Origin of the sequence: Bordetella genomosp. 10 (assembly GCF_002261225.1) — a bacterium.
In the GTDB taxonomy this organism is placed as follows: domain Bacteria; phylum Pseudomonadota; class Gammaproteobacteria; order Burkholderiales; family Burkholderiaceae_B; genus Bordetella_C.
Genome location: NZ_NEVM01000005.1, coordinates 2533222 through 2557213, shown reverse-complemented (window position 1 = coordinate 2557213; position 23992 = coordinate 2533222). Strand labels below are relative to the sequence as shown.

At 68.5% G+C, this 23992-nt stretch carries 21 protein-coding genes; 12 read left to right on the top strand and 9 right to left on the bottom strand.

Going from position 1 to position 23992, the window contains the following annotated elements; genetic code table 11:
- The first annotated feature begins 53 nt into the window (after positions 1-53).
- From CAL29_RS27565 to CAL29_RS27540, 6 genes are all read left to right on the top strand, one after another.
- On the top strand, positions 54-1436 hold the full coding sequence (locus CAL29_RS27565; RefSeq protein WP_094856075.1) for an MdtA/MuxA family multidrug efflux RND transporter periplasmic adaptor subunit: 1383 nt from the start codon (positions 54-56) through the stop codon (positions 1434-1436).
- Positions 1433-4543, top strand: a complete 3111-nt coding sequence (locus CAL29_RS27560) for an MdtB/MuxB family multidrug efflux RND transporter permease subunit (protein WP_094856074.1) — start codon at positions 1433-1435, stop codon at positions 4541-4543. The genes CAL29_RS27565 and CAL29_RS27560 overlap by 4 nt, the downstream gene beginning before the upstream one ends.
- Positions 4540-7656: a multidrug efflux RND transporter permease subunit gene (locus tag CAL29_RS27555; protein WP_094856073.1), complete on the top strand. Its 3117-nt coding sequence runs from the start codon at positions 4540-4542 to the stop codon at positions 7654-7656. The genes CAL29_RS27560 and CAL29_RS27555 overlap by 4 nt, the downstream gene beginning before the upstream one ends.
- Positions 7653-9125, top strand: coding sequence for an efflux transporter outer membrane subunit (locus tag CAL29_RS27550; RefSeq protein ID WP_094856072.1), 1473 nt, complete (start codon positions 7653-7655; stop codon positions 9123-9125). Before CAL29_RS27555 ends, CAL29_RS27550 begins: the two co-directional genes overlap by 4 nt.
- 242 nt (positions 9126-9367) lie before the next feature.
- Entirely contained in the window at positions 9368-10129 is a 762-nt protein-coding gene (locus CAL29_RS27545) for a GAF domain-containing protein (RefSeq protein ID WP_143277757.1), read from the top strand.
- Between the two features lie 4 nt (positions 10130-10133).
- Positions 10134-10343 carry a hypothetical protein gene (locus CAL29_RS27540; protein WP_094856070.1) on the top strand — a complete coding sequence of 70 codons (210 nt, stop codon included), beginning with the start codon at positions 10134-10136 and terminating at the stop codon, positions 10341-10343.
- 202 nt (positions 10344-10545) lie between these two features.
- On the opposite strand, the gene CAL29_RS27535 is transcribed toward CAL29_RS27540, so the two are convergent.
- The 4 genes from CAL29_RS27535 to CAL29_RS27520 all read right to left on the bottom strand — a co-directional run bounded on the left by CAL29_RS27535 (position 10546) and on the right by CAL29_RS27520 (position 14900).
- On the bottom strand, positions 10546-11541 hold the full coding sequence (locus tag CAL29_RS27535) for a Nudix family hydrolase (protein WP_094856069.1): 996 nt from the start codon (positions 11539-11541) through the stop codon (positions 10546-10548).
- On the bottom strand, positions 11534-12400 hold the full coding sequence (locus CAL29_RS27530; protein WP_094856068.1) for an ATP-binding protein: 867 nt from the start codon (positions 12398-12400) through the stop codon (positions 11534-11536). The genes CAL29_RS27535 and CAL29_RS27530 overlap by 8 nt, the downstream gene beginning before the upstream one ends.
- A gap of 82 nt (positions 12401-12482) precedes the next feature.
- Positions 12483-13709, bottom strand: coding sequence for a bifunctional glutamate N-acetyltransferase/amino-acid acetyltransferase ArgJ (gene argJ, locus CAL29_RS27525; RefSeq protein ID WP_094856067.1), 1227 nt, complete (start codon positions 13707-13709; stop codon positions 12483-12485).
- Positions 13710-13856: 147 nt separating this feature from the next.
- Positions 13857-14900 (bottom strand): hypothetical protein, encoded by a 1044-nt coding sequence (locus CAL29_RS27520; protein ID WP_094856066.1) that lies wholly within the window; start codon positions 14898-14900, stop codon positions 13857-13859.
- 576 nt (positions 14901-15476) lie between these two features.
- Between CAL29_RS27520 and siaC the strand changes: the two genes are divergently transcribed.
- A complete protein-coding gene (siaC, locus tag CAL29_RS27515) occupies positions 15477-15854 on the top strand; it encodes a biofilm regulation phosphoprotein SiaC (protein ID WP_094856065.1) in 378 nt (125 codons plus the stop codon).
- A 79-nt stretch (positions 15855-15933) separates the two neighbouring features.
- The gene (gene siaD, locus CAL29_RS27510; RefSeq protein WP_094856064.1) at positions 15934-16737 is read left to right on the top strand and encodes a biofilm regulation diguanylate cyclase SiaD; all 804 of its coding nucleotides are present in this window, start codon (positions 15934-15936) and stop codon (positions 16735-16737) included.
- On the opposite strand, the gene hemL is transcribed toward siaD, so the two are convergent.
- From hemL to thiD, 3 genes are read right to left on the bottom strand one after another with little or no spacing between them, the layout of a single operon-like run.
- Entirely contained in the window at positions 16734-18020 is a 1287-nt protein-coding gene (gene hemL, locus CAL29_RS27505) for a glutamate-1-semialdehyde 2,1-aminomutase (RefSeq protein WP_094856063.1), read from the bottom strand. The genes siaD and hemL overlap by 4 nt on opposite strands.
- Before the next feature lie 23 nt (positions 18021-18043).
- Positions 18044-18706, bottom strand: coding sequence for a thiamine phosphate synthase (gene thiE, locus CAL29_RS27500; RefSeq protein ID WP_094856062.1), 663 nt, complete (start codon positions 18704-18706; stop codon positions 18044-18046).
- On the bottom strand, positions 18706-19512 hold the full coding sequence (gene thiD / locus CAL29_RS27495) for a bifunctional hydroxymethylpyrimidine kinase/phosphomethylpyrimidine kinase (RefSeq protein WP_094856061.1): 807 nt from the start codon (positions 19510-19512) through the stop codon (positions 18706-18708). Before thiD ends, thiE begins: the two co-directional genes overlap by 1 nt.
- A 186-nt stretch (positions 19513-19698) precedes the next feature.
- Here thiD and CAL29_RS27490 point away from each other — a divergent pair, with 186 nt between their 5' ends.
- The 4 genes from CAL29_RS27490 (at position 19699) to CAL29_RS27475 (ending at position 21900) form a co-directional block, all read left to right on the top strand.
- Positions 19699-19863 carry a rubredoxin gene (locus CAL29_RS27490; protein WP_094856060.1) on the top strand — a complete coding sequence of 55 codons (165 nt, stop codon included), beginning with the start codon at positions 19699-19701 and terminating at the stop codon, positions 19861-19863.
- Positions 19864-19940: 77 nt separating this feature from the next.
- Positions 19941-20534, top strand: a complete 594-nt coding sequence (locus tag CAL29_RS27485; RefSeq protein ID WP_094856059.1) for a YqgE/AlgH family protein — start codon at positions 19941-19943, stop codon at positions 20532-20534.
- Positions 20527-20925, top strand: coding sequence for a Holliday junction resolvase RuvX (gene ruvX / locus CAL29_RS27480; RefSeq protein WP_094856950.1), 399 nt, complete (start codon positions 20527-20529; stop codon positions 20923-20925). Before CAL29_RS27485 ends, ruvX begins: the two co-directional genes overlap by 8 nt.
- 231 nt (positions 20926-21156) lie before the next feature.
- On the top strand, positions 21157-21900 hold the full coding sequence (locus CAL29_RS27475; protein ID WP_094856949.1) for a lysophospholipid acyltransferase family protein: 744 nt from the start codon (positions 21157-21159) through the stop codon (positions 21898-21900).
- A 6-nt stretch (positions 21901-21906) separates the two neighbouring features.
- On the opposite strand, the gene CAL29_RS27470 is transcribed toward CAL29_RS27475, so the two are convergent.
- Together CAL29_RS27470 and lptG are read right to left on the bottom strand one after the other, a co-directional pair.
- Positions 21907-22746 carry a symmetrical bis(5'-nucleosyl)-tetraphosphatase gene (locus tag CAL29_RS27470; protein ID WP_094856058.1) on the bottom strand — a complete coding sequence of 280 codons (840 nt, stop codon included), beginning with the start codon at positions 22744-22746 and terminating at the stop codon, positions 21907-21909.
- Positions 22743-23921 (bottom strand): LPS export ABC transporter permease LptG, encoded by a 1179-nt coding sequence (gene lptG, locus CAL29_RS27465; protein WP_094856057.1) that lies wholly within the window; start codon positions 23919-23921, stop codon positions 22743-22745. The genes CAL29_RS27470 and lptG overlap by 4 nt, the downstream gene beginning before the upstream one ends.
- Positions 23922-23992: the final 71 nt, after the last annotated feature.

Here is a 23992-nt window from a genome sequence, read left to right as displayed (position 1 = left end):
CTTGATGGACAATAGCGGCTCTTTTTGCTGAATAGACGCCGGACGCCCATCAAATGGTTGAACCTACCTCCGCCACCCAGCCCGCCCGCGTTCGTCGCCGTGTGATCGGCTGGGTGATCGTCGCCTTGATCGTGGCCGGCATCGCCTGGCTGGTCCTGCGGCCGACCCACCAGGGGGGAAGATGGCAGCGCAACGGCCAGCATGCCGCGGCCGGGGCGCCGGGCGCCGCGCCAGGGGCCGCCCCGGCGCAGGGCGCCCAGGGCGGGCAGGGAGGCGCCGGCCACGGCCCGCGTCCGGGCGGCCGGGCCGGCGCCGGCGCTGGCGCGGGCATGGGCGAGGCGCCGGTGCCGGTGCGCGTCTTCACCGCCGCCACCCAGGACATGGACATCTCCCTGCCGGCGCTGGGCACCGTCACCGCGTACAACACCGTGACCGTGCGCAGCCGCGTCGACGGCGAACTGGTCAAGGTGAATTTCAAGGAAGGCCAGTACGTGAAGGCCGGCGACGTGCTGGCGCAGGTCGACCCACGGCCCTATGAGGTGCAATTGGCCCAGGCCCTGGGCACGCAGACGCAGAACCTGGCGCAACTGGACAACGCGCGCCGCGATCTCGCGCGCTACCAGGCCCTGTTGAAGCAGGAATCCATCGCCAAGCAGCAGGTCGACACCCAGGCCGCGCTGGTGCGCCAGTACGAGGGCACCGCCAAGACCGACCAGGCCAATGTCGATTCGGCCCGCCTGCAACTGACCTATGCCCGCATCACCGCGCCGCTCAGCGGACGCCTGGGCCTGCGCCAGGTGGACCAGGGCAACCTGGTGTCCTCCGGCGATACCAACGGCCTGGTGGTGATCACGCAGACGCAGCCGATCGCCGTCGTTTTCACGCTGCCCGAGACCCAGTTGCCGGCGGTGCGCGAGCAATTGCGCGCCGGGCACGCCCTGGAGGTCTACGCCTACGACCGCGCCAACATGAAGCAGTTGTCCGCCGGCGTGCTGGAAACCCTGGACAACCAGATCGACGTGACCACCGGCACGCTGAAGCTGAAGGCGCGTTTCGACAATGCCGACGACGCCCTGTTTCCCAACCAGTTCGTCAACGTGCGCCTGCACGTCGAGACGCGCAAGGGCGTGACCGTCATTCCCAACGGCGCCGTCCAGCGCGGTTCCAAGGGGCCGTTCGTGTTCGTCGCCCAGCCCGATAACACCGTCGTGGTGCGCCAGTTGAAGCTGGGTCCGGTCAACAACGACATGGTCGCCATCGAGGACGGCCTGAAGCCCGGCGACCGCGTCGTCATCGAGGGCACCGACCGCCTGCGCGCCGGCGCCAAGGTGGAAGTGGTCACCGATCCCACCAGCACCATCCCGGCCACGCCCGGCGCCGCGCTGGGCGCCGAGCCGGGCGCCAGCACCGCCGTGCCGCCAAGGGCCGCGCCGTGAGTCCGTCGCGCGTCTTCATCCTGAGGCCGGTGGCCACCACGCTGTTGATGGTGGCCATCCTGATCGCGGGCGTGATCGCCTACCGGCTGCTGCCGGTGGCGGCGCTGCCCGAGGTCGACTATCCGACCATCCAGGTGGTGACGCTGTACCCGGGCGCCAGCCCGGACGTCATGACGTCCCTGGTGACCTCGCCGCTGGAGCGGCAGTTCGGCCAGATGCCGGGGCTGAACCAGATGTCGTCCACCAGCTCCGGCGGCGCCTCGGTGATCACGCTGCAGTTCAGCCTTGATTTATCCCTGGACGTGGCGGAGCAGGAGGTGCAGGCCGCCATCAACGCGGCCTCCAACCTGCTGCCCAACGACCTGCCGGTGCCGCCCACCTACAACAAGGTCAACCCGGCCGACGCGCCCGTGCTCACGCTGGCGATCTCCTCGCCCACCATGCCGCTGCCGCAGGTGCGCGACCTGGTCGAGACGCGCATGGCGCAGAAGCTGTCGCAGGTGCCGGGCGTGGGCCTGGTCAGCATCGCCGGCGGGCAGCGGCCGGCCGTGCGCGTGCGCGTGAACCCGCAGGCGCTGGCGGCCAACGGCCTGGCCTTGTCGGACCTGCGCACGGCCATCGTCAACGCCAACGTCAACCAGCCCAAGGGCAACCTGGACGGGCCGATGCGCTCGACCACCATCAACGCCAACGACCAGTTGAAGTCGCCCACCGACTACAACGACCTGATCATCGCCTACCGCAACAACGCCCCGCTGCGCCTGTCCGACGTGGCGCAGACGGTGCAGGGCGCCGAGGACATCCGGCAGGCCGCCTGGGCCGGCGACAAGCCCGCCATCCTGCTGAACGTGCAGCGCCAGCCCGACGCCAACGTGATCGAGGTGGTCGACCGCATCCAGGCGCTGATGCCGCAGTTGCGCCTGGCCATGCCGGCCACGCTGGACGTGAGCGTGGTGGCGGACCGCACCCAGACCATCCGCGACTCCATCAGCGACGTGCGCTTCGAGCTGCTGCTGTCGATCGCGCTGGTGGTGATGGTGACCTTCGTGTTCCTGCGCAGCCTCACCGCCACCTTCATCCCCAGCGTGGTGGTGCCGCTGTCGCTGGTGGGCACGTTCGGCATCATGTACCTGGCCGGTTTCACGGTGAACAACCTGACGCTGATGGCGCTGACCATCGCCACCGGTTTCGTGGTCGACGACGCCATCGTCATGATCGAGAACATCGCGCGCCACCTGGAGGAAGGCGAGACGCCGCTACAGGCCGCGCTCAAGGGCGCGGGACAGATCGGCTTCACGCTGATCTCGCTGACTTTCTCGCTGATCGCGGTGCTGATCCCGCTGCTGTTCATGACCGAGGTGGTGGGGCGGCTGTTCCGCGAGTTCGCCATCACGCTGGCGGTGTCCATCCTGATCTCGCTGGTGGTGTCGCTTTCGCTGACGCCGATGATGTGCGCGCGCCTGCTGCGGCCGGAGTCCGAGACCCGCCACGGCCGCTTCCATCGCGCCACCGGCGCCATGATCGACAAGCTGATCGCCGGCTACGACCGCCTGCTCCAGGTCGTGCTCAACCACCAGCCGCTGACGCTGCTGGTGGCGCTGGCCACCTTCGTGCTGACCGCGCTGCTGTACCTGATGGTGCCCAAGGGCTTCTTCCCGCCGCAGGACACGGGCATCATCCAGGCCATCACGCAGGCGCCGCAGAGCATTTCGTTCTCCGCCATGGCCGAGCGCCAGCAGGAAGCCGCCAGGATCATCCTGGCCGATCCGGCGGTGGCCACGATATCGTCCTTCATCGGCGTGGACGGCAGCAACGCCACCGTCAGCGCCGGCCGCATGCAGATCGTGCTGAAGCCGCGGGACTCCCGCAGCGACTCCATGTCCGACGTCATCGCGCGCCTGGGCGATTCGCTGGCCGGCATGCAGGGCATGACCACCTACATGCAGCCGGTGCAGGACCTGACGATCGAGGACCGCGTCAGCCGCACGCAGTACCAGATGACGCTGTCCAACCCGGACCTGAAGGTGCTGGGCGAATGGACTCCCAAGGTGGTCGAGCGCCTGTCGCGCCTGCCGGAGCTGGCCGACGTCACCGACGACCTGCAGGACGAGGGATTGCAGACCTTCGTCGACATCGACCGCGACGCCGCCTCGCGCCTGGGCATCACGGCGGCGACGATAGACGAGGCCTTGTACGACGCCTTCGGCCAGCGGCTGATTTCCACCATCTTCACGCAGTCGGCGCAGTACCGCGTCGTGCTGGAGGTCATGCCGCAGTTCAGCCGCGGGCCGGACGCCCTGTCGCAGATCTACGTGCCCACGGCGGCCGGCACCCAGGTGCCGCTCTCCAGCGTCGCGCACATCTCCGAAAGCCGGACCGTGCTGGCCGTGAACCGGCTCGACCAGTTCCCCATGGTGACCGTGTCCTTCAACCTGGCGCGCGGCGCGTCGCTGTCGGGCGCGGTCAAGGCCATCCAGGCCGCGGAGAAGGACATGGGCCTGCCGCCCGCCGTCGAAACCCGCTTCCAGGGCGCGGCGGCGGCCTTCCAATCCTCGCTGACCAGCACGTTGTGGCTGGTGCTGGCCGCCATCGTCACGATGTACATCGTGCTGGGCGTGCTGTACGAGAGCTTCATCCACCCGGTGACCATCCTGTCGACGCTGCCGTCGGCCGGCGTGGGCGCGCTGCTGGCGCTGCTGCTCACCGGCAATGAGCTGGACATGATAGGCATCATCGGCATCATCCTGCTGATCGGCATCGTCAAGAAGAACGCCATCATGATGATCGACTTCGCGCTGGACGCCGAGCGCAAGCACGGCATGGCGCCGCGCGAGGCCATCCACCAGGCCGCCCTGCTGCGCTTCCGGCCCATCCTGATGACCACGCTGGCCGCGCTGTTCGGCGCCGTGCCGCTGATGCTGTCGACCGGGACCGGCTCCGAACTGCGCCAGCCGCTGGGCCTGGTGATGGTGGGGGGCCTGCTGTTCAGCCAGTTGCTGACGCTGTTCACCACGCCGGTCATCTACCTGATGTTCGACCGCATGGGCCAGCGCTGGCGCGAACGCCGCGCGGCCCGCCGCGGCGATCCGGCCGGAGCGCCGCGATGATCCTGTCGGCGCCCTTCATCGTCCGGCCCGTGGCCACCACGCTGCTCGCGTTGGCCGTGGTGCTGGCCGGGGCGCTGGCTTTCGCGCTGCTGCCGGTGGCGCCGCTGCCGCAGGTGGACATCCCCACCATTTCGGTGACGGCGCAATTGCCCGGCGCCAGTCCGGAGACGATGGCCTCCAGCGTCGCGACGCCGCTGGAGCGGGCCCTGGGCTCGATCGCCGGCGTGACGGAAATGACGTCGAGCAGCACCCAGGGCTCGACCCGCGTGACCCTGCAGTTCGACCTCAAGCGCGACATCGACGGCGCCGCGCGCGACGTGCAGGCCGCGATCAATGCCTCGCGCACCCTGCTGCCCACCAGCCTGAAGAGCAATCCGACCTACCGCAAGGCCAATCCCTCGGACGCGCCCATCATGACGCTGGCGCTGACCTCGCCCACCCATACCCAGGGCGAGCTGTACGACCTGGCGTCCACCATCCTGGCGCAGAAACTGTCCCAGGTGAACGGCGTGGGCGACGTGACGGTGGGCGGCAGCTCGCTGCCGGCGGTGCGGGTGGAGCTGCTGCCCGGCGCGCTCAGCAACCAGGGCGTGTCGCTGGACGAGGTGCGCACCGCGCTGTCCAACGCCAACGCCAACCGGCCCAAGGGCTTCGTCGAGAGCGACGACAAGCACTGGGTCATCATGGCCAGCGACCAGCTCAGCAAGGCCGAGCAGTACAAGCCGCTGATCGTGTCCTGGAAGAACGGCGCGGCGGTGCGCCTGTCGGACGTGGCCACCGTCACCGACTCGGTGGAGGACCTGTTCCAGACCGGCTTCTACAACAACGACAGGTCCATCCTGCTGATCGTGCGGCGCCAGGCGGACGCCAACATCATCGACGTGGTCGACGCGGTGCGCGCGCAACTGCCGCAGTTGGAGGCGCAGATGCCCGGCGGCGTCGACCTGCGGGTGGCGCAGGACCGCACGCCCAGCATCCGCAGTTCGCTGCACGAGGCCGAGATGACGCTGGTCATCGCGGTGGTGCTGGTCATGATCGTGGTGCTGGTGTTCCTGCGTAGCTGGCGCGCGGCGCTGATCCCCAGCATCGCCGTGCCGGTGTCGCTGGTCGGCACCTTCTCCATCATGTACCTGTGCGACTACACGCTGAACACCATCTCGCTGATGGCCTTGATCGTGGCCACCGGCTTCGTGGTCGACGACGCCATCGTCGTGGTGGAAAACGTCATGCGCCACGTGGAGCGCGGCATGACGCCGATGCGCGCGGCGCTGCGCGGCGCGCGCGAGGTGGGCTTCACCGTCCTGTCCATGAGCCTGTCGCTGATCGCCGTGTTCATTCCCATCCTGCTGATGGGCGGCGTGGTGGGGCGGCTGTTCCGCGAGTTCGCCGTCACGCTGTCGGCCTCCATCATGGTCTCGCTGGTGACCTCGCTGACGCTGACGCCGATGATGTGCGCGCGTATGCTGCGCCACGACGCCGAGCGCGCGGGGCAGCAGCCCGGGCGGCTGGCGCGCTGGTCCGAGCAGGGTTTCGCCTGGCTCGGCAGGCTGTACGAGAACACGCTGGCCTGGACGCTGAAAAACAGCCTGTTGATGGTGTTCGTGCTGCTCGTCACGATCAGCCTGAACCTCTATCTGTACGTGCACGTGCCCAAGGGCTTCTTTCCGCAGCAGGACACCGGCCAGTTGCTGGGCTTTTTCCGGGTCGACCAGGGCACGTCCTTCCAGGCCACGCTGCCCAAGCTGGAATACATGCGCAAGGTGGTGCAGTCGGATCCCGCGGTGCAGAGCATGACGGGCTACGCGGGCGGCCGCGGCGGCAGCAACAGCAGCTTCATGCAGATCCAGCTCAAGCCCCTGTCCGAGCGCGGCGTGTCCTCGGAAGCCGTGATCGACCGCCTGCGCGGGCGCCTGCAAAGCATTCCCGGGGCGCGCATGTTCCTAGTGGCGCAGCAGGACATCCGCATCGGCGGCCGCGCCAGCAGCACCGGGTCCTACGACTACGCGCTGATGGCCGGCGACCTGCAACTGCTGCGGACCTGGATGCCGCGCGTACAGCAGGCCCTGGCCACGCTGCCGGAGCTGGTCGACGTCGATACGGACGTCGAGGACAAGGGCCAGGAAGTCGACCTGGTCATCGACCGCGAGGCCGCCACGCGGCTGGGCGTGGACATGACGGACATCTCGGCGGTGCTGAACAATTCCTTCAGCCAGCGGCAGGTCTCGGTGATGTACGGGCCGCTGAACCAATACCACGTGGTGATGGGCGTGGAGCAGCGCTTCGCGCAAAACGCCGAATCGTTGAAGAAGATCGACGTCATCTCCAGCAGCGGCGCGCGGGTGCCGCTGGCGGCCTTCGCGCGCTTCCAGGTCGGCGCCGCGCCGTTGAGCGTGCAGCACCAGGGCCTGTTCGTGGCGGACACCATCTCCTTCAGCCTGGCGCCGGGCGTTTCGCTGGGACAGGCCAGCACGGCGATCGACGAGGCGGTGGCGCGCATCGGCCTGCCTTCCGACCAGATCCAGGCCAGTTTCCAGGGCACGGCGGCGGCCCTGCAGCAGACGCTGGCGCAACAGCCCTGGCTGATCCTGGCGGCGCTGGTCACGATGTATATCGTGCTGGGCATGCTGTACGAAAGCTTCGTGCATCCGCTGACCATCCTGTCGACCCTGCCGTCGGCCGGCATCGGCGCGCTGCTCGCCTTGCTGATGGTGCGCATGGAGTTTTCCATCATCGCGCTGATCGGCGTCTTCCTGCTGATCGGCATCGTCAAGAAGAACGCCATCATGATGGTCGACTTCGCGCTGGACGCGGAGCGGCGCCACGGCCTGAGCCCGCGCGACGCCATTTTCCAGGCCTGCATCACCCGCTTCCGGCCCATCCTGATGACCTCGATGGCGGCCATCTTCGGCGCCTTGCCCCTGGTGCTGGCCACCGGGACCGGCGCCGAATTCCGCCAGCCGCTGGGCGTGACCATCGTCGGCGGCCTGGTGGTCAGCCAGTTGCTCACGCTCTACACCACGCCCGTGATCTACCTGTATCTCGACCGGCTGCGCCATTGGGCGCGGCGCCGCCAGGCTTCCCGCGCGGTGGCCACCACTTCCGACTATTCATGATGCGCCTGTCCTTTCCTCCTTCCCGCGCGCGCGCCGCGCGCCTGCTGCCGGTGCTGGCCTTGTGCGGCGCGCTGGGCGCTTGCGCGGTCGGCCCGGACTACCAGCGCCCGCCCCTGGACGTCGGCGCCGCGTACAAGGAGGCCCGGCAGGGCGCGCCCGGCTGGACGCCGGCGCAGCCCGGCGTCGCCCTGGACAGCGCATGGTGGCGCGTCTATGGCGATCCCGTGCTGGATGGATTGATGGACCGCCTGAACGCCGCCAACCTGGACATCGTGCAGGCCGAAGCGAACTACCGCCAGGCGCAGGCGCTGGTGCGCGGCGCGCGCGCTTCCTTCTTTCCGACCGTCGGCGTCGACGCCGGCGTCACCCGTTCCGGCAGCGGCGGCAGCAGCAGCGGCACCGGCAGCAAGTCCGTGAGCAATGCCTTTTCGCTGGGGGGAACGGTCACCTGGGAAGCCGACCTGTGGGGATCCATCCGCCGCAACGTCGAGGCCAGCCAGGCCAGCGCCCAGGCCAGCGCCGCCGATCTCGCCGGCGCCCGCCTCAGCGCGCAGAGCACGCTGGCGCAGGACTATTTCCAGCTGCGCATACTCGACGAGCAGAAGCGCCTGCTGGAGGAAACCGTGGCCGCCTATGAGCGGTCCCTGACCTTGACGCAGAACCGCTTCAACGTCGGCGTGGCGGGCAAGGGCGACGTGGCGGTGGCGCAGACGCAGTTGGAGAATACGCGCGCCAGCCTGGTCGACCTGGAATGGCAGCGCGGCCAGTACGAGCACGCCATCGCCGTGCTGATGGGCGTGGCGCCGTCCACCTTCGCGCTGGCGGCGCAGCCCTTCAGGCAGCCGGTGCCGGACATCCCCCTGGGCCTGCCTTCGCAATTGCTGGAGCGCCGTCCCGACGTGGCGGGGGCCGAGCGCCGCACCGCGCAGGCCAATGCGCAGATCGGCGTGGCCGTGGCCGCCTGGTTTCCCGACCTGACGTTGTCGGCCTCGGGCGGCTTTCGCAGCGGCGAGTTCGCGCAGTGGCTGACGGCGCCGGCGCGCTACTGGTCCATCGGCCCCGCGCTGGCGGCGACCCTGTTCGACGGCGGCCTGCGCAACGCGCAGATCGATTCGGCGCGCGCCGCCTACGACGCGCAGGCCGCGGCCTATCGCCAGATCGTGCTGGGCGCCCTGCGCGAGGTGGAGGACTACCTGATCCAGTTGCGCGTGCTGGCCGACGAGCAGCAGGTGCAGCGGCGCGCCCTGGAGGCCGCGCGGCAGTCGCTGGCGTACACGCGCAACCAGTACGAGCAGGGCCTGGTCGACTATCTCAGCGTCGCCACCGTGCAGACCACCGCCCTGTCGGCCGAGCGCAGCGCCATCAGCCTGGTGGGCGACCGCCTGATCGCCAGCGTGCAGCTCGCCGCCGCGCTGGGCGGCGGCTGGGACGGCAACGTCCAGCCCAAGCTGGCGGCCGACAAGCCTTAGTCAGGTCCTGGCCCGTGGGATCGCGGGGCCATTGCACGACGGGCTCCGCGCGCGGTTTCCTTGCCTCGCGGTTGTGGTCGCGGTTGCGGTTGCGGTCGCGGTTGCGGTCGCGGGCAGCGGGCCGGGCCGCCGGCGCCCGGACAGGCAAAAGGGTCTCGCGTAGTTTTGCGTATGGCGCGCGGGCGCGGCGCGGCGGACAATCGCTCTCATGACGTTTGCCGGGCGGCAAGGAGGACAGTGACGTGCGCATCAACCCCATACCGGGCGTCGACCGGCCCCCGATCTGGTACCGCAAGTGGTTTATCGAAGTCCTGGGCGCCGTCCCCGTCGTGGGCGCGGCCGCCTTCACCATGGTGCGCTTCTGGCGATCGCCGGACGACAGGCTGTTCGCCGACCTGGCATTGGCCGTGGTGGTGTGGGTCTGCCTTTTTTCCTTTCTCAAGGTTCTGGTCGCGCGGCGCCAGGACCGCCAGGAGGCGCCGGAGGAAACGCATGACGGGTTGTACGGCGCGGTGACCGTGGCGCATGCGGCCGTCAAATTCCTGGTCGAGTCGAACAGCGAGACCGAAGTCGACCTGCGCGCGACCTTCCATCGCGTCGTCCCGCCGCTGGGCAGTCCGCAGAAGCTGCAGCAGATCATTCCTTACGTCGGAGACGGCGAGGGCGGCGGCGCGGGCCGGACGTTCTCCGTCAATACCGGCATCACCGGCCAGGCGGTGCGGAACATGGAGCCCTACATCATGGAAAGCGTGGCGGCCACCGAAGCGGACCATCGCGCGGAACTGGTCGCCGAATGGGGTTACACATCCGCGCAGGCTGCGCAGATCAAACCGGGACGCGTCTCGGCGGCGGCCTTGCCCGTGCTGGACCGCAGTGGACAGCATGTCCTGGGAGTGCTCTACTTGGACTCAAGCGCGCCCCAGATATTCAGTGAGTCTGAATCGAGGCAGATGCTGATCGCTATCGGCGATGCCGTCGGTGATTACGTGACGCGGAGGTATTGATCACATGGACACGCAAACCAGGAAAGCGAACGGCCCCAATCGCTATATCGCCCGGGAGGAAATCGTTTCCCGGCCGGGCGCCAAAATCATCGTTACCCGCCTGCGCCTGACCCAGGCAGGGCGGGACGCGCTCACCACGGGCAGCACGGGCATCACCACCGGCGTTTCGGCCAGCCGCTCGTTCTTCGACCACGGCCAGTGCGAAGCCGCATGATTTCCGCGATGGGGCGATAACGACGATATCGCCCCATCGTCACCGCATTGGTCGTTGCAACGATCATGGCACCGATTCCTGCACCGATTACTGCGCCGATCGCTGCATTGCCCCACCGCTTCCCGTCCGCCGGCTTTTATCGAACGGCCTTTATCGAAGGCCTTTGTCTTGGGCCGTTATCTCAGGCCCTTATCTCGGGCCCTTATCGAAACACCGCCCGTATCGCCGCCACGCCGTGCGCGCCGTGCTCTCGCGCCCGCGCCAGCGTGTCCGGGCCCTGGCCGCCGATGGCATAGGCCGGTAAGCCGGCATCGGCGATGATGGCCTCGAAACCCTCCCAACCCACGCCGGCCTGGCCGGGATGGCTGGCGGTCTCGGCCACCGGGCCGGCGACGATGAAATCCGCCTCCAGTTCACGCGCCACGGTCACCTGGCCGCGGTCATGCGTGGATACGCCCACCTTGGCTTGCGGTCCCAGCGCCTCGCGCAAGGCGGGGCCCTGTCCGGCCAGCGCCGCGGCGTCGGCGGCGCGCAGGTGCACGCCGTCCGCTTCGCCCCACCAGGCGCGCGGATGCGCGCTGTTGACGAGAACTTGCGCGCCCACGCCGCGGCAGCGCTGCAAGACGGCTTGCAGCGCCGCATGCAGCGATGCCGCTTGCGGCCCCTCGGGCCATCCCGGTTCGCGCAATTGCATCAGGCGCAGCCCGCCCGTCAGGGCGGCGTCCAGGCGTTGCAGGAAAGCGGGCAGGTCTTCCGGACGGCCGATATTGCTGATGCCGTAGGTCGCGGGCAATTGCAGCCAGCGCAAGGGCGGCAGCGTGGCCGGCAGCACGTCGCCGACCTCCGTGGCGCGGGCGGGATCCACCCACTCCAGCCGCTGGTTTTCCCGTCCGCGCGGCTCGCCTTCCCATTTCGTCACCCGGCAGAAGGCCAGACGCACGGTGGTGTGCGGATAGGCGTGCACATAGGTGACCCAGCGCGTGGCCTCGGTGACGCGGATGCCCAGTTCCTCATCCAGCTCGCGCTCCAGGGCCTGCAGCACGGTCTCGCCCGGCTCCAGCTTGCCGCCGGGCAGCTCCCACCATCCCGACCAGGGCTTGCCCTCGGGCCGTTGCCCCAGCAGCAGTTGGCCATCGGCGCGCAGGATCAGTCCGGCGGCGACGTCGAGGACGTTCTCGGCAACGGTTTTCTCAGGCATGGCGGGCCGCCCAGTCGCGCGCGAACTGGAACGCCACGCGCCCCGAGCGCGAGCCGCGCTCGATGCTCCATTGCAGGGCTTCGGTGCGCGACGGCGCGACGTGCTCCTCGGGGCAGCCGAGTTCGCGCAGCCAGTGGTAGACGATGTCCAGGTAGTCGTCCTGGCGGAAGGGGTAGAACGACAGCCACAGGCCGAAGCGCTCGGACAGGGAGATCTTCTCCTCCACGGTTTCGCCGGGATGGATTTCGCCGTCGGGCTGGTGCCTGGCCTGCAGGTTCTCGCTCATGTACTCGGGCATGAGGTGCCGGCGATTGGACGTGGCGTAGATCAGCACGTTGTCGCCCGACGCCGACACCGAGCCGTCCAGCACCGACTTCAGCGCCTTGTAGCCCGCCTCGCCTTCCTCGAAGGACAGGTCGTCGCAGAAAACGATGAAGCGTTCCGGGCGCGCGCCGACCAGTTCGACGATGTCGGCCAGGTCGCCCAGGTCCGATTTGTCGACCTCGATCAGGCGCAGGCCGCGGTCGCCGTAGGCGGCCAGCATGGCCTTGACCAGCGAACTCTTGCCCGTTCCCCGCGCGCCGGTCATCAACACGTTGTTGGCCGGTTTCTTGTCGATGAAATGGCGGGTGTTGCGGTCGATGATGTCTTTCTGCCGCTCGATATGCTGCAAGTCGGCCATATCGATTTGGGCGACGTGGCGCACCGCGTCCAGCCAGCCGCGCGAGCCGCGCCGGCGCCAGCGGAAGGCGCGGGCGGACCAATCGATTTCCGGCGGGGCCGGCGGCAGATAGGCTTCGAGTTGCGCCAGCACACGCTCGGCGCGGGAGATCAGCGTGGTGAAATCGTTGATGGTCACTTCGATGTCCAGGATCGGGAACAGTCGTTCGGAACGATGGTTCGGGAATCGTGATTCAGGAATCGCGATTCGGGAACCGGGCTCAGGAACGGTAATCGGCGTTGATGCTGACGTAGTCGTGCGAGAAATCGCAGGTATAGACCGTGTCCGTCACCGACCCGCGGCCCAGCGCGATGCGCACCAGGATCTCGGCTTTCTTCATCACCCGCTGGCCGTCTTCCTCGCGATACTCGGGGTTGCGGCCGCCCGCCGTGGCGACCAGCACGTCGTCCAGCCACAGGCGCAGTTTCGCGGTATCGAGGTCGTCGATGCCGGCATAGCCTACCGCCGCCAGGATGCGGCCCAGGTTGGGGTCGGAGGCGTAGAAGGCGGTCTTGACCAGCGGGGAATGGGCCACGGCGTAGGCTACTTTCAAGGCTTCCTCGGTGGTGCCCGCTTCTTCCACGCGGATGGTCATGAACTTGGTGGCGCCTTCGGCGTCGCGCACGATCTTCTGCGCCAGTTCGGCGGCGGCCGCCGACAGGGCCTGGTGCAGCTCGGCATAGGCGGCATCGTTGGCGCTGTCGACCCGCAGGCCCGACTGGCCGCTGGCCATGATGATGAAGGAGTCGTTGGTGGACGTGTCGCCGTCGACCGTGATGCGGTTGAAGGACACGTCGGCGATTTCGCGCGCCATCCGCTTCAGCAGTTCGGGCGCGATGCCGGCGTCCGTGGCCAGGAAGCCCAGCATGGTCGCCATGTTCGGCCGGATCATGCCGGCGCCCTTGCTGATGCCGGTGAACGTGACGGTCTTGCCGCCGATGTCGCGGCGCACCGAGGCGATCTTGGGCTGCGTGTCGGTGGTCATGATGCCGTGGGCGGCGCTGAACCAGTTGTTCGGGCCCAGGTTGGCGATGGCGGCGGGCAGTCCGGCCACCAAGCGGTCGACCGGCAGCGGCTCCAGGATGACGCCGGTGGAGAAGGGCAGGATCTGGTCGGCCTGCACGTCCAGCAGCCGGGCCAGCGCGGCGCAGGTGTCGTTGCAGCGCTGCATGCCGTCGGCGCCCGTGCCGGCGTTGGCGTTGCCGGTGTTGATCACCAGCGCGGCGATCTGCTTGCCCGCCGCGAGATGGGCTTCGCATACCTGCACCGGCGCCGCGCGGAAGCGGTTGCGGGTGAACACGCCCGCCACGCTGGTGCCCGGCGCCAGGCGGAATACCGTCAGATCGCGTCGTCCGGCCTTGCGGATACCGGCTTCGGCGACGCCGATTTCAATGCCGGGGACGGGGAAAATCTCGGATTCCGAGGGGATTTGCAGGTTGACGGCCATGTCGCTAGTCTCGAGTTGGCGGGCCGCGCGCGGCGGTCCGGCTGTCACAGGGGAAACGTCTATTATCCCAGTGTTTTGCGACAGGCATCGTCGCGGGCTACGCCCGCCGTGTCGCGCGGCGCATCGATCCGCGCGCCGCGGGCCCCATCAAGGGGTCAGGCCGATCGAGGCGTAGTCCAGCACGCCGGCCGCGCGGTTGGCGAGCACCGCCCGCACCTTGCCGTCCGGCGCCTGCAGCACGGAATTGCCGGCGGCGACGTCCTGCCCGCCTTCGCGCTTGGCCGAACGGCCGCGCGAGGGACTGAAGACCAGGTCGCCCGGCATCGCGCCGGGCAGCGAGGGGGCCGCGGTCGCCACCCGCGTGCCGGGCGGGTAGGTCATGGCCCCCAGGGTGAAGGGCTGCGCCAGCGCGCCCTCGAAGGACCGCACGCGGTGCTGCGGGTCCAGGCGCAGTTCGGCCTTGAACAGGGGCAGGTCCTGGACCAGTATCGGTTCGCTGCCTTCCGTGCGCAGCAGCCAGCCTTCGGCCAGGCGCGGGTCGCTCGCCGCGCCGGCGCCGCTCCGCAGGCTGGCCCAGGTCCCCGCGGGTATGGCTTGCTTGTCGAGCTGGTTGCCGGCCGCCAGGTGGCAACTGCTGAAATGCAGGCGGCCGTCGGCCGTGGACATGCGGAATTCGACGAAATGGCCGTGGCTGCAGCGCCAGCCGTCGATGTCCTGGTCCTGGGCAATGGTGGCGGAGGCGCCGATGACCGTGGCCGCTGCGCCGTCGCCGCGCACATAGCGCCGCAATTGCCGGATCCGGGCGCCGTCCAGGTCTACCTCGGCGGGGAAGCTGGCCAGTTCGAAGCTGGCCAATTGGCCGGGGGTCTTCAGCAGCAGGCGGGTGTTGGCGGGCATGGGGATGCCGTCCAGCTCGGCGCCGTGGTCCAGCACCAGGGTGCGGCGCGCCTGGTCTTCGGCGGCTTCGCGCGCCGCCAGCCAGCGCTGCGCCTGGCCGGCGGGGAAAATGGCGCCCACCAGGGCCAGCAGGCCCATGGCCGCCAGGCTTTTGCGCGGATGCTCGCGCACCCGCAGGCGCGCCGTGGGGGTGGTACAGAGGACGGCGATCCAGGTCAGCAAGGTGGCAAGACATATCAGCGACGCGACCAGCATCGGATAGAAGTTGCCGCCGGGCAGCGCGACCGGAATCATCGGGAGGGGCGAAAAAGTGGGTTGAACGGACAGTCCGCGACGCGCGCGGATCCTGGACAGGAGTGTACGCGTTCCGCGCTGCGCGCAGGAGCCGTGGCGGACGGTGCCGGCATCATCTTTGGAAATACGAAGGTTTCATTTTGAAATATGATGACGCTTTCGTGTCGCCTGCCCGGCAGTTGCATAATCCTTGATTCAAGGCAGAAATTGCCCGTTTTTCCCGCAGAATTTCGTCCAGGCGCCCTCTACACTATGCACTTTTATGACAAGGTGTGTGTGCTCCATTGACAGCCAGCCTTACACATTTTGTCAAACGCCGGCCACTCAGGCCCCTTTTGTAACTGGCGCTATTGTCGCGCGGCAGGGCGCCCGCGCCCTGTGCAGCGGCGCGGGAGAATTTTCACGATGACGCCGGCGCGTCCAACCCTCCGTGCCGCACGAGCCTCACTAGCCGGCGCCATCGCGGCCACCGGCCCATCGGGAAGCGACGGGTCGTCCGCCCGTGGGGCGGCGGCCATGGCGCTTCGACCCGAGCGTTGCCATCGATCCGTACCGGCTGCTCTCAAGATTACCTACATGAACGATTTGAATATCCCCGCCACGGACTCGACGCCCGCCGTCGAATCGGACGCCTCCTGCGGCGTGCTCGTGCTGCGCGGGGACGCCTTTCCCGAGAACGCCTACGCGCTGTTCGGCCCCGTTGCCCGATGGATCGAGGATTATCTTGCCGCCTGCCAGGCGCCGCTGTCCTTGACGCTCGAATTGCAGTACCTGAATACCCGCAGCATCAAGGCCTTGATGGACATCTTCGACCTGCTCGAGGCGGCCCATGCCCAGGCGCGCCCGGTCTCCGTCACCTGGTTTTACGATGGGGACAACGCGCGCGTCGGCGAGTTGGTCGAGGAATTCCGGGAAGACTGCACCTTTTCCTTCGATATCGTCGGCCGGCGATGAAAAAAGGCCCCCACGCCGCGCGGCTGCGCCGCTTGCTGCCCCCCGAGGGGGCGCTTTTCATCTTGGGAGCGGCCCGGCGATGAAAAAACGCTATCAGGATCTGGAAAAACGGATACAGACGCTGCTGGCCGATCCGGCCCATGAAGCGCATCCGTTGCGCGAGACCCTGGCCGATCTCTGGCAGCATACGAACGAGCAGCTCGACCGGCTGGAGCGTATCTCGGACCTGTCCGACGCCTTCGCGCCGGCGGCGCCGCGGCGCGAGGGCGGGCTCGCCGACCGTTTCGAGCGCTTCGGCCGGGAATTGCGCCGCCTGGCCAAGGTCATGCGGATTTCCGACGGCTACCAGGAACTCATGCGCGGCATGAACGCCTCGCTGAAGGAGTCGTCCAGCCGCGACCCGCTGACCAATCTGCTGAACCGGCGCGCCTTGATGGCACGCCTGAAAGACCTGGTCCATCCGACCGCCGGGCACGCCGGCGGCTTCGTGGTGGCGATGCTGGACGTCGACCATTTCAAGCGCATCAACGACCGCTACGGCCATGAAGCGGGCGACCAGGCGCTGATCGAACTGGCGGAGATCATGCGCACGAACGTGCGCGATACGGACGACGTGGTGCGGTGGGGCGGCGAGGAATTCCTGGTGCTGCTGCCCGGCGTCAGGCTGGGCGAGGGCGAGGCCGTCATCGACCGCATGCTGGACGCGGTGCGGCGCAAGCGGCTGGAAGTGGACGGCGAACAACTGACCTTGACGGTCAGCGTGGGCATGGCGCGGCACCAATACGGGGAAGATATCTCCACCGTGCTGCGCCGCGCCGATCGGGCCTTGTACCTGGCCAAGCAGGCCGGCCGCGACCGCGTCGCCCTGGAAACCGAAGCCTAGCTTTTCTTCATTTCCCGGAAAACCGCCTCGGCCGCGTCCAGCGTCTCCCCGATCACGGCGTCGTCGTGCGTGGCGGAGACGAAGCCGGCCTCGAACGCCGAGGGCGCGAAATGGACGCCGCGGTCCAGCATGGCATGGAAGAAATGCTTGAAGGCGTCGACGTCGGCCGCCGACACCTCGGCCAGCGAGGCCGGCACCTGGGGCGAGAAATAGAGGCCGAACATGCCGCCGATGGCGTCGGCGCTGAAGGCCAGGCCCGCGGCACGGGCACGTTCCTGCAGGCCGTCGGCCAATTTGCGCGTCTGCGCGGTCAATTGCTCGTAGAAACCGGGCGCGGCGATCAGCCGCATCGTCGCCAGGCCGGCCGCCACCGCCACCGGATTGCCGGACAAGGTGCCCGCCTGGTATACGCCGCCCAGCGGCGCGATATGGCGCATGACTTCCGCGCTGCCGCCGAAGGCGCCCACCGGCATGCCGCCGCCGATCACCTTGGCCAGCGTGGTGAGGTCGGGCTTGATGCCGGTCAGTCCCTGCACGCCTTGCGGGCCGACGCGGAATCCGGTCATGACTTCGTCGAAGATCAGCAGGGCGCCATGGCGGGTGCAGATCTCGCGCAGCCCTTCCAGGAAGCCGGCGCGCGGCTTCACCAGGTTCATGTTGCCGGCCACCGGCTCGACGATGATGCAGGCGATGTCGCTGCCGTATTGTTCGAAGGCCGACTGCACGCCCTCGAGGTCGTTGTAGTCCAGCACCAGCGTGTGTTCGACGAACTCCGCCGGCACGCCGGCCGAGGTGGGATTGCCGAAGGTCAGCAGGCCGGAACCGGCCTTCACCAGCAGGCTATCGGCGTGGCCGTGGTAACAGCCTTCGAACTTGATGATTTTCTTGCGGCCGGTGGCGCCCCGCGCCAGGCGGATGGCCGTCATGGTGGCTTCGGTGCCGGAACTGACCAGGCGCACCTGCTCCATGGACGGCAGGCGCTGGATCAGCAGTTCGGCCAGTTCGATTTCGGCTTCGGTGGGCGCGCCGAAGGACAGGCCGTGCACCGCGGCTTCCTGCACCGCGCGCACCACCTCCGGGTGGGCGTGGCCCAAGATGGCCGGGCCCCAGGAGCCCACGTAGTCGATGTAGCGCTTGCCTTCCGCGTCCCACACGTAGGGGCCGACGGCGCGGGCGATGAAGCGCGGCGTGCCGCCGACGGAGCGGAAGGCGCGGACCGGCGAATTGACGCCGCCGGGGATGCTGCGGGAGGCGCGTTCGAAGAGTTCGGCGTTGGTGGACATGATGATGAATCTCGCTAAAGACGCTAGGGACGCGGCCTGCCCTTGGGCTGGAAGGGCTGGGCGTAGGCGGCCGCCGTGGCGGCGACGTCGGCTGCCTCGAACAGGCCGCTGACCGCCGCGATGGCGTCGACGCCGGCCTGCGCCAGCAGCGGCGCGTTTTCCGGCGTGATGCCGCCGATGGCGACCACCGCTGGCCGCGGCGCCGGCTGTTCCTCGGCCAGGGCGCGCGCCTGCGTCAGCAATTCCAGCGGCGCGCGCACGGCGTTCGGCTTGGTGGGAGAGGGGAAGACGGCGCCGAAGGCGATGTAGTCGGCGCCGGCGGCCAGCATGTCGCGGCCGCGCTGGATCTCGTTGTAGCAGGACGCGCCGACGATCAGGTCCGGCGCCTGGGCCCGCACCTCGGCCACGGCGGCGTCGTCGCGGCCGACGTGCACGCCGTCGGCGCCGATCTCCAGCGCCAGCTCCCAATGGTCGTTGATCAGGAAAATCACGCCCAGTTCACGGCACAGGGGCGCCAGGGCCAGCGCCTGCTCCCGCCGCTGCGCGGCGGGAATGTCCTTGCGCCGCAGTTGCAGGGCGCGCATGCCGCCGGCGGCGGCTTGCTGGACCGCGCGCAGCAGGCGCGCGGTATCGTCCCATTCCGGCGTCACGCCGTACAGGCCGCTGGGGAAACGTTGGGCTTTCATCAGGAAAATGTCCGGTTGGCGATGCGCCGGCCCATGCCGGGCAGGAAGCTGGCCGCGACCGCCGCGTCGGCCACGCCCAGGGATTTTTCCACGGCGTCGGGGACTTCCATGCCCTGCGCCAGGCAGGCCGCCAGCGCGGTGGCCAGCAGGCCGCCGCTGTCGCTGCTGCGGTCGGGAGGCGCCTGCCACGGCCAGTTGCTGGTCGCGCCTTCCGGGCCGACCAGCAGGTTGACGGCATGGCCGGGCCGCAGCGGCGAGCCCAGAGCGAGCACCCACTTGGCGCCGGCGCCCACCATGGCGTGGGCGGCCGAGGCGGCCTCGCCGATTTCCAGGGTGCCGTCGCTGAGCCATTGCGCCAGCCGGGCGTGCTCGACCACCACCACGTCGGCCTGCGGCAGCACCAGTTCCAGGGTGGCGGCCAGCAGATCGTCGGCGTCGTCCTGGGCCGCGGCGTCGGCCGGCAGCGGCGTGCGGTGTCCCAGGTGCAGGACCAGCGGCACCTGGCTGTAGTCGGCCGCGATCTGCGCGACCGCGCTGGCGCATTCGGCGCTATAGAGGCCGCCGACCTTGATCGCCTGCACCGGCATGTCCTCCAGCAGGCAACGCGCCTGATCGTCGAGCAATTCCGGCGAAAGCGCATGCACTTCCTCCATCACCGCGGTGTCTTGCACGGTAACGGCGGTAATCGCCGCCAAGCCGTGGCAGCCCATGCGGGCGCAGGTCACGGCGTCGGCGGGCAGGCCGTCGGATCCCGTGGGATCGGCGGGGCCAAATATGAGAACGATGGGAGGAGTTGCGGCGGCCACGTGTACGGCGGATCAAAAAGGCAGGTCCGGATTTTTTGTGCTCGGTCAGACCAATGCCTATTGGGTTTCGGTAAGATCGACCCCATTCTAATGGATCGCGCCGTCCGCGTTGTCGATGCTCTTCCGAAAACGGGGACTTGGACGGCCCGGTGTGGACCGAAAACGATTTGGAAGCTTGAGAGAACTATGAGAACCTGGATGTGTCTGATCTGTGGATGGGTTTACGACGAGGCGACCGGCCTGCCCGAAGAGGGCATCGCCCCGGGTACGCGCTGGGAAGACGTCCCGCCCAACTGGGTCTGTCCGGAATGCGGCGCGCGCAAGGAAGATTTCGAATTGATGGAAATCTGACAGGCGCCCGCACCGCGCCGACCGGCTCCCGCAGCCTGTCGCCCTCGTTCGCGGGGCGCCACTTTTAGGAATACGCCATGACCGACGAAAGCCACTCCGATGCATCCGGCGAATCCCCGTCCGTCGACTTCTCCAATCAGTTCCTGATGGCCATGCCCAACATGGTCGAAGGCAGCCTGGCGGGTTCCGTCATCTATGTTTGCGAACACACGACCAAGGGCGCGCTGGGGCTGGTGATCAACCGCCCCACCGATCTCACCCTGGGCACGCTCTTCGAGCGCATCGAGCTGAACCTGGAGATCGCGCCGGTCAAGGAAACCCCGGTGTTCTTCGGCGGCCCCGTGCAGACCGATCGCGGTTTCGTGCTGCATATGCCGCCCGGGGACTACAACTCCAGCATCAAGCTGGGCGGCCTGGCCCTCACCACCTCGCGCGACGTGCTGCAGGCGGTGGCTGACGGCAACGGCCCCGAGCAGATGCTCGTCACGCTGGGCTATGCCGGCTGGGGCGCGGGGCAACTGGAAAGCGAAATGGCGCGCAATGCCTGGCTCAGCGTGTCGGCCGACCCCCACATCATTTTCGACGTGCCGCCGGAAGAGCGCTATCCCGCGGCCCTCAAGCTGCTGGGCATCGATCCCGTCATGCTGGCGGGCGATGCCGGCCATGCCTGACGAAACCCTGCTGGCCTTCGACTACGGCACCAAGAAGATCGGCATCGCCATCGGCAATACCCTGACGCGCCAGGCGCGCCCCCTGGAAATCATTTATGGCGAGGCGCGCGCGCCTCGCTTCGCCCGCATCGAGGCGCTGCTGCGGGAATGGCAGCCGCAACGGGTGGTGGTGGGCCTGGCCCTGGCCACGGACGGCGGCGAGCAGGAGGCCACCGCGCGCTGCCGCCGTTTCGCCAACCAGCTCAACGGCCGTTTCGGCGTGGCGGTGGAGCTGGTCGACGAACGGGGTTCCAGCATGCAGGCCCAGGCCCTGCTCGGCACCCACGCCGACGACGACGCCATGGCCGCCGCGGTGATCCTGCAACGGTATCTGGACGCGCTGCCGGGGTAAGAACGGGGTAGGGGCGCAGGCAGGGGCGCCGGGCCGGCCACGGCCCGCGCCGGCGTGATGACGCCGCGCCGTGTTATGGTTGCGCCCGGCGAGCCGCCGGCTCGGCCGACCCCTTCTTCCTTGTCTATCCATGACCGTCCTGGATTCCGGCTGCCTGTATCCCTCTCTCGAACGATTTACGCCGCGCGCCAGGCGCCGGCAGGCCGCGCGCCGGGGCGCCCGGCCATGACGATGCGGCTGCTGCGCTTCATTCCGCGCTGTCTGGTGGTGATTCTGCTGATTCTGGTGGGGCTAGCGCTGGTGGGGCTGGTCTACCCGTTCATCGGGGTGGCGGGCCGGGCCCTGCTCAATCGCACCTGGTCGCGTTGCCTGATGCGCACCTGCGGCGTGCGCCTGACGGTGCGCGGCACGCCGCGCCTGCGCGAGGCGGTGCTGCTGGTGGCCAATCACGTGTCGTGGATCGACATTTTCGTGATCAATGCCGTGCGACCCACCGCCTTCGTGGCCAAGGCCGAAATCCGCCGCTGGCCGGTGGTGGGCTGGCTGGTGGCCGGCGCCGGCACCTTGTTCATCCAGCGCGGCCAGCGGCACGCGGTGCAGACGGTGGGAACGGCCATGCAGCGCCGTTTCGCCCGGGGCGAGGCCGTGGGGCTGTTCCCGGAGGGCACCACCACCGAGGGCTACGACCTGCTGCCTTTCCACGCCAGCCTGTTCGAGCCCGCGCGCCAGGCCGGCGTGACCATCCAGCCGCTGGCCTTGCGCTTCCTGCGCAACGGCCGGCGGGACCCTTTCGCCGCCTTCGTCGGCGAGGAGTCCCTGGTCGCCAATCTCTGGCGCGTGCTGGGCGCGCGCGGCCTGGCCGTGGAAGTGGTGTACCTACCGCCGCTAGCGCAGACGCACCCCGACGGCACGCCCGTGTCCCGGCTGGAACTGTCGCGCCGGGCGCGCGAGGGCATACGCTCGCACCTGCTCTGAGGTCGCTCAGCCGTCCGACGTCGGGTCCAGGCCCTTGCCGCAGGCCACCTGCACCAGCTTGCGGTCCCGCATGCGCAGCGCCGTCAGCTTGCCGCCCCACACGCAGCCCGTATCCAGGCAGATGACGTCCTTGCGCATCAGCAGGCCCAGCGTCGACCAATGGCCGAACACCACGGTGACGCTGCTGGTGGCGCGGTTGGGCACGTCGAACCAGGGAATCAATCCGGGCGGCCAAGCGCCGGGCGCGACCTTGGTGGCGAATTCCATATGGCCCGACAGCGTGCACAGCCGCATGCGCGTCAAGGCGTTGATGATCACCCGCATGCGCTTGCCGCCGCGGTATTGCTCGTCCCAGCGCGAAGGCTGGTTGCCGTACATTTTCTGCAGCGCGCGCTGCCAATTGGGGCCGCGCAGGGCGTCCTGCACTTCGCTGGCCAGCGACAGCGTCTTGGCCACGTCCCATTTCGCCAGCGTGCCGGCGTGCACCATCAAATGGTCGTAGGCGAAGTGGGCCAGGGGACGATGGCGCACCCAGTCGATCAACTGCCTGGCGTCCGGGGCCGACAGGATTTCGTCGATGGTGTCCGACTTGCCCGGCTTGCGCACGCCGGCGGCGGCCGCCAGCAGGTGCAGGTCGTGGTTGCCCAGCACCGCCACCGCGCGCTCTTCCAGCGCCATCACGCGGCGCAGCGTGGCGAGCGACTTGGGACCGCGGTTGATGAGGTCGCCCGCGAACCAGAACCGCGCCTGCGGATCTTCCTTGAGTTCGGCTTGCGAGAGCAGGTTGGCCAGCGGCTCGCAGCATCCCTGCAAGTCGCCGATCATCCAGATGTCATGGCCCTTCATACTGGCGATTTGCTCCAGGGCGCCCGCTGCGAGAAGTTGCGCGAGATTGCATGCCGGTATTCCATCATCGTCAGCGCGCCGAACGCGAGCAGCAAGGCCACCGCGTTGGGGCCGAGCGCCGTGAGCCATGGCGGCCAATGGCTGAGCATGCCGACGTTCAGCGCCAGTTGGTTGACCATGAAGAAGGCCACGCCGACCAGGATGCCGATGAAGACCTTGGCGCCGACGCCGCCGCGCCGCGTCTGCATGAACGCCACCGGGGCGGCGATGGTCATCATCACCAGCAGGGTGAAGGGGTAGACCGCCTTGCGCCACAGGGCGACCACCTGGCGGTCGTATTGCAGGTTGTTGTGGCGCAGGTAATCGATGTAGTCCAGCAGGGTCACCACCGACATCCGTTCCGGCGTCAGCACGCGCGCCAGCAGGCGTTCCGCCGTCAGCGACGTGGGCAGGACGCGGCGCGGCAGCTTGACGACCTGCAGGATCGCGTCCTTGGGCGGCTCGGCCTTGTCCAGGGCGTCCACCGCGTCGGGCGCGATGCGGTTCTCGGTGACGTTCTCCATGACCAGGTCGCCGTGGGAGAACACGCCGCGCTCGGCCTTGGACAGGGCGATCAGCTCCTGGTCCTTGCGGAATTCGTAAAGGGTGATGTCCGTGACTTCCCCGCCGCCGCCCAGCGACTGGATATTGATGGTGCGGCTGCCGCCGTCCTTGGTCGGCTCCTTGAACCAGTAGCCGCTTTCCAGCCGGCCGTTGCCGGCCTTACCGCGGTAGACGAGGTTGGCCTCGCCGCCCTTGATTTCCGCCGCCGGCGTCACCCATTCCGACAGCATGGTGGCGCCGATGACCAGGGGAATGGTGACGATCCACAACATTCCCAGCAGGCGCATGCCGCTGACGCCGGAGACGCGCAGGATGACCAGCTCGTTGCGCTGCGCCAGGCTGGCCAGCGCGAGGATGGCGCCGATCAGCAGGCCGATCGGCAACAGGTCGTAGAGCCGCGTGGGCAGCGCCAGCGCCTGGATGTAGAACAGGGCCCAGATGGTGAACTTGCCGCCCAGGTTGTCCAGGTCGTCGACCAGCGCGAAGAACGTGAACAGGCCTATCAGCGCCAGCAGCACCACGGTGCAGGAGCGGTAGATTTCACGAGCCAGGTAGCGGCGGGCGGTGCGCATTGGAAACGGGTATCGCGGGAATGATCTCAAGCCGGACGGGCGCCGAACAAGCACTCGAACCGCCAAACCAG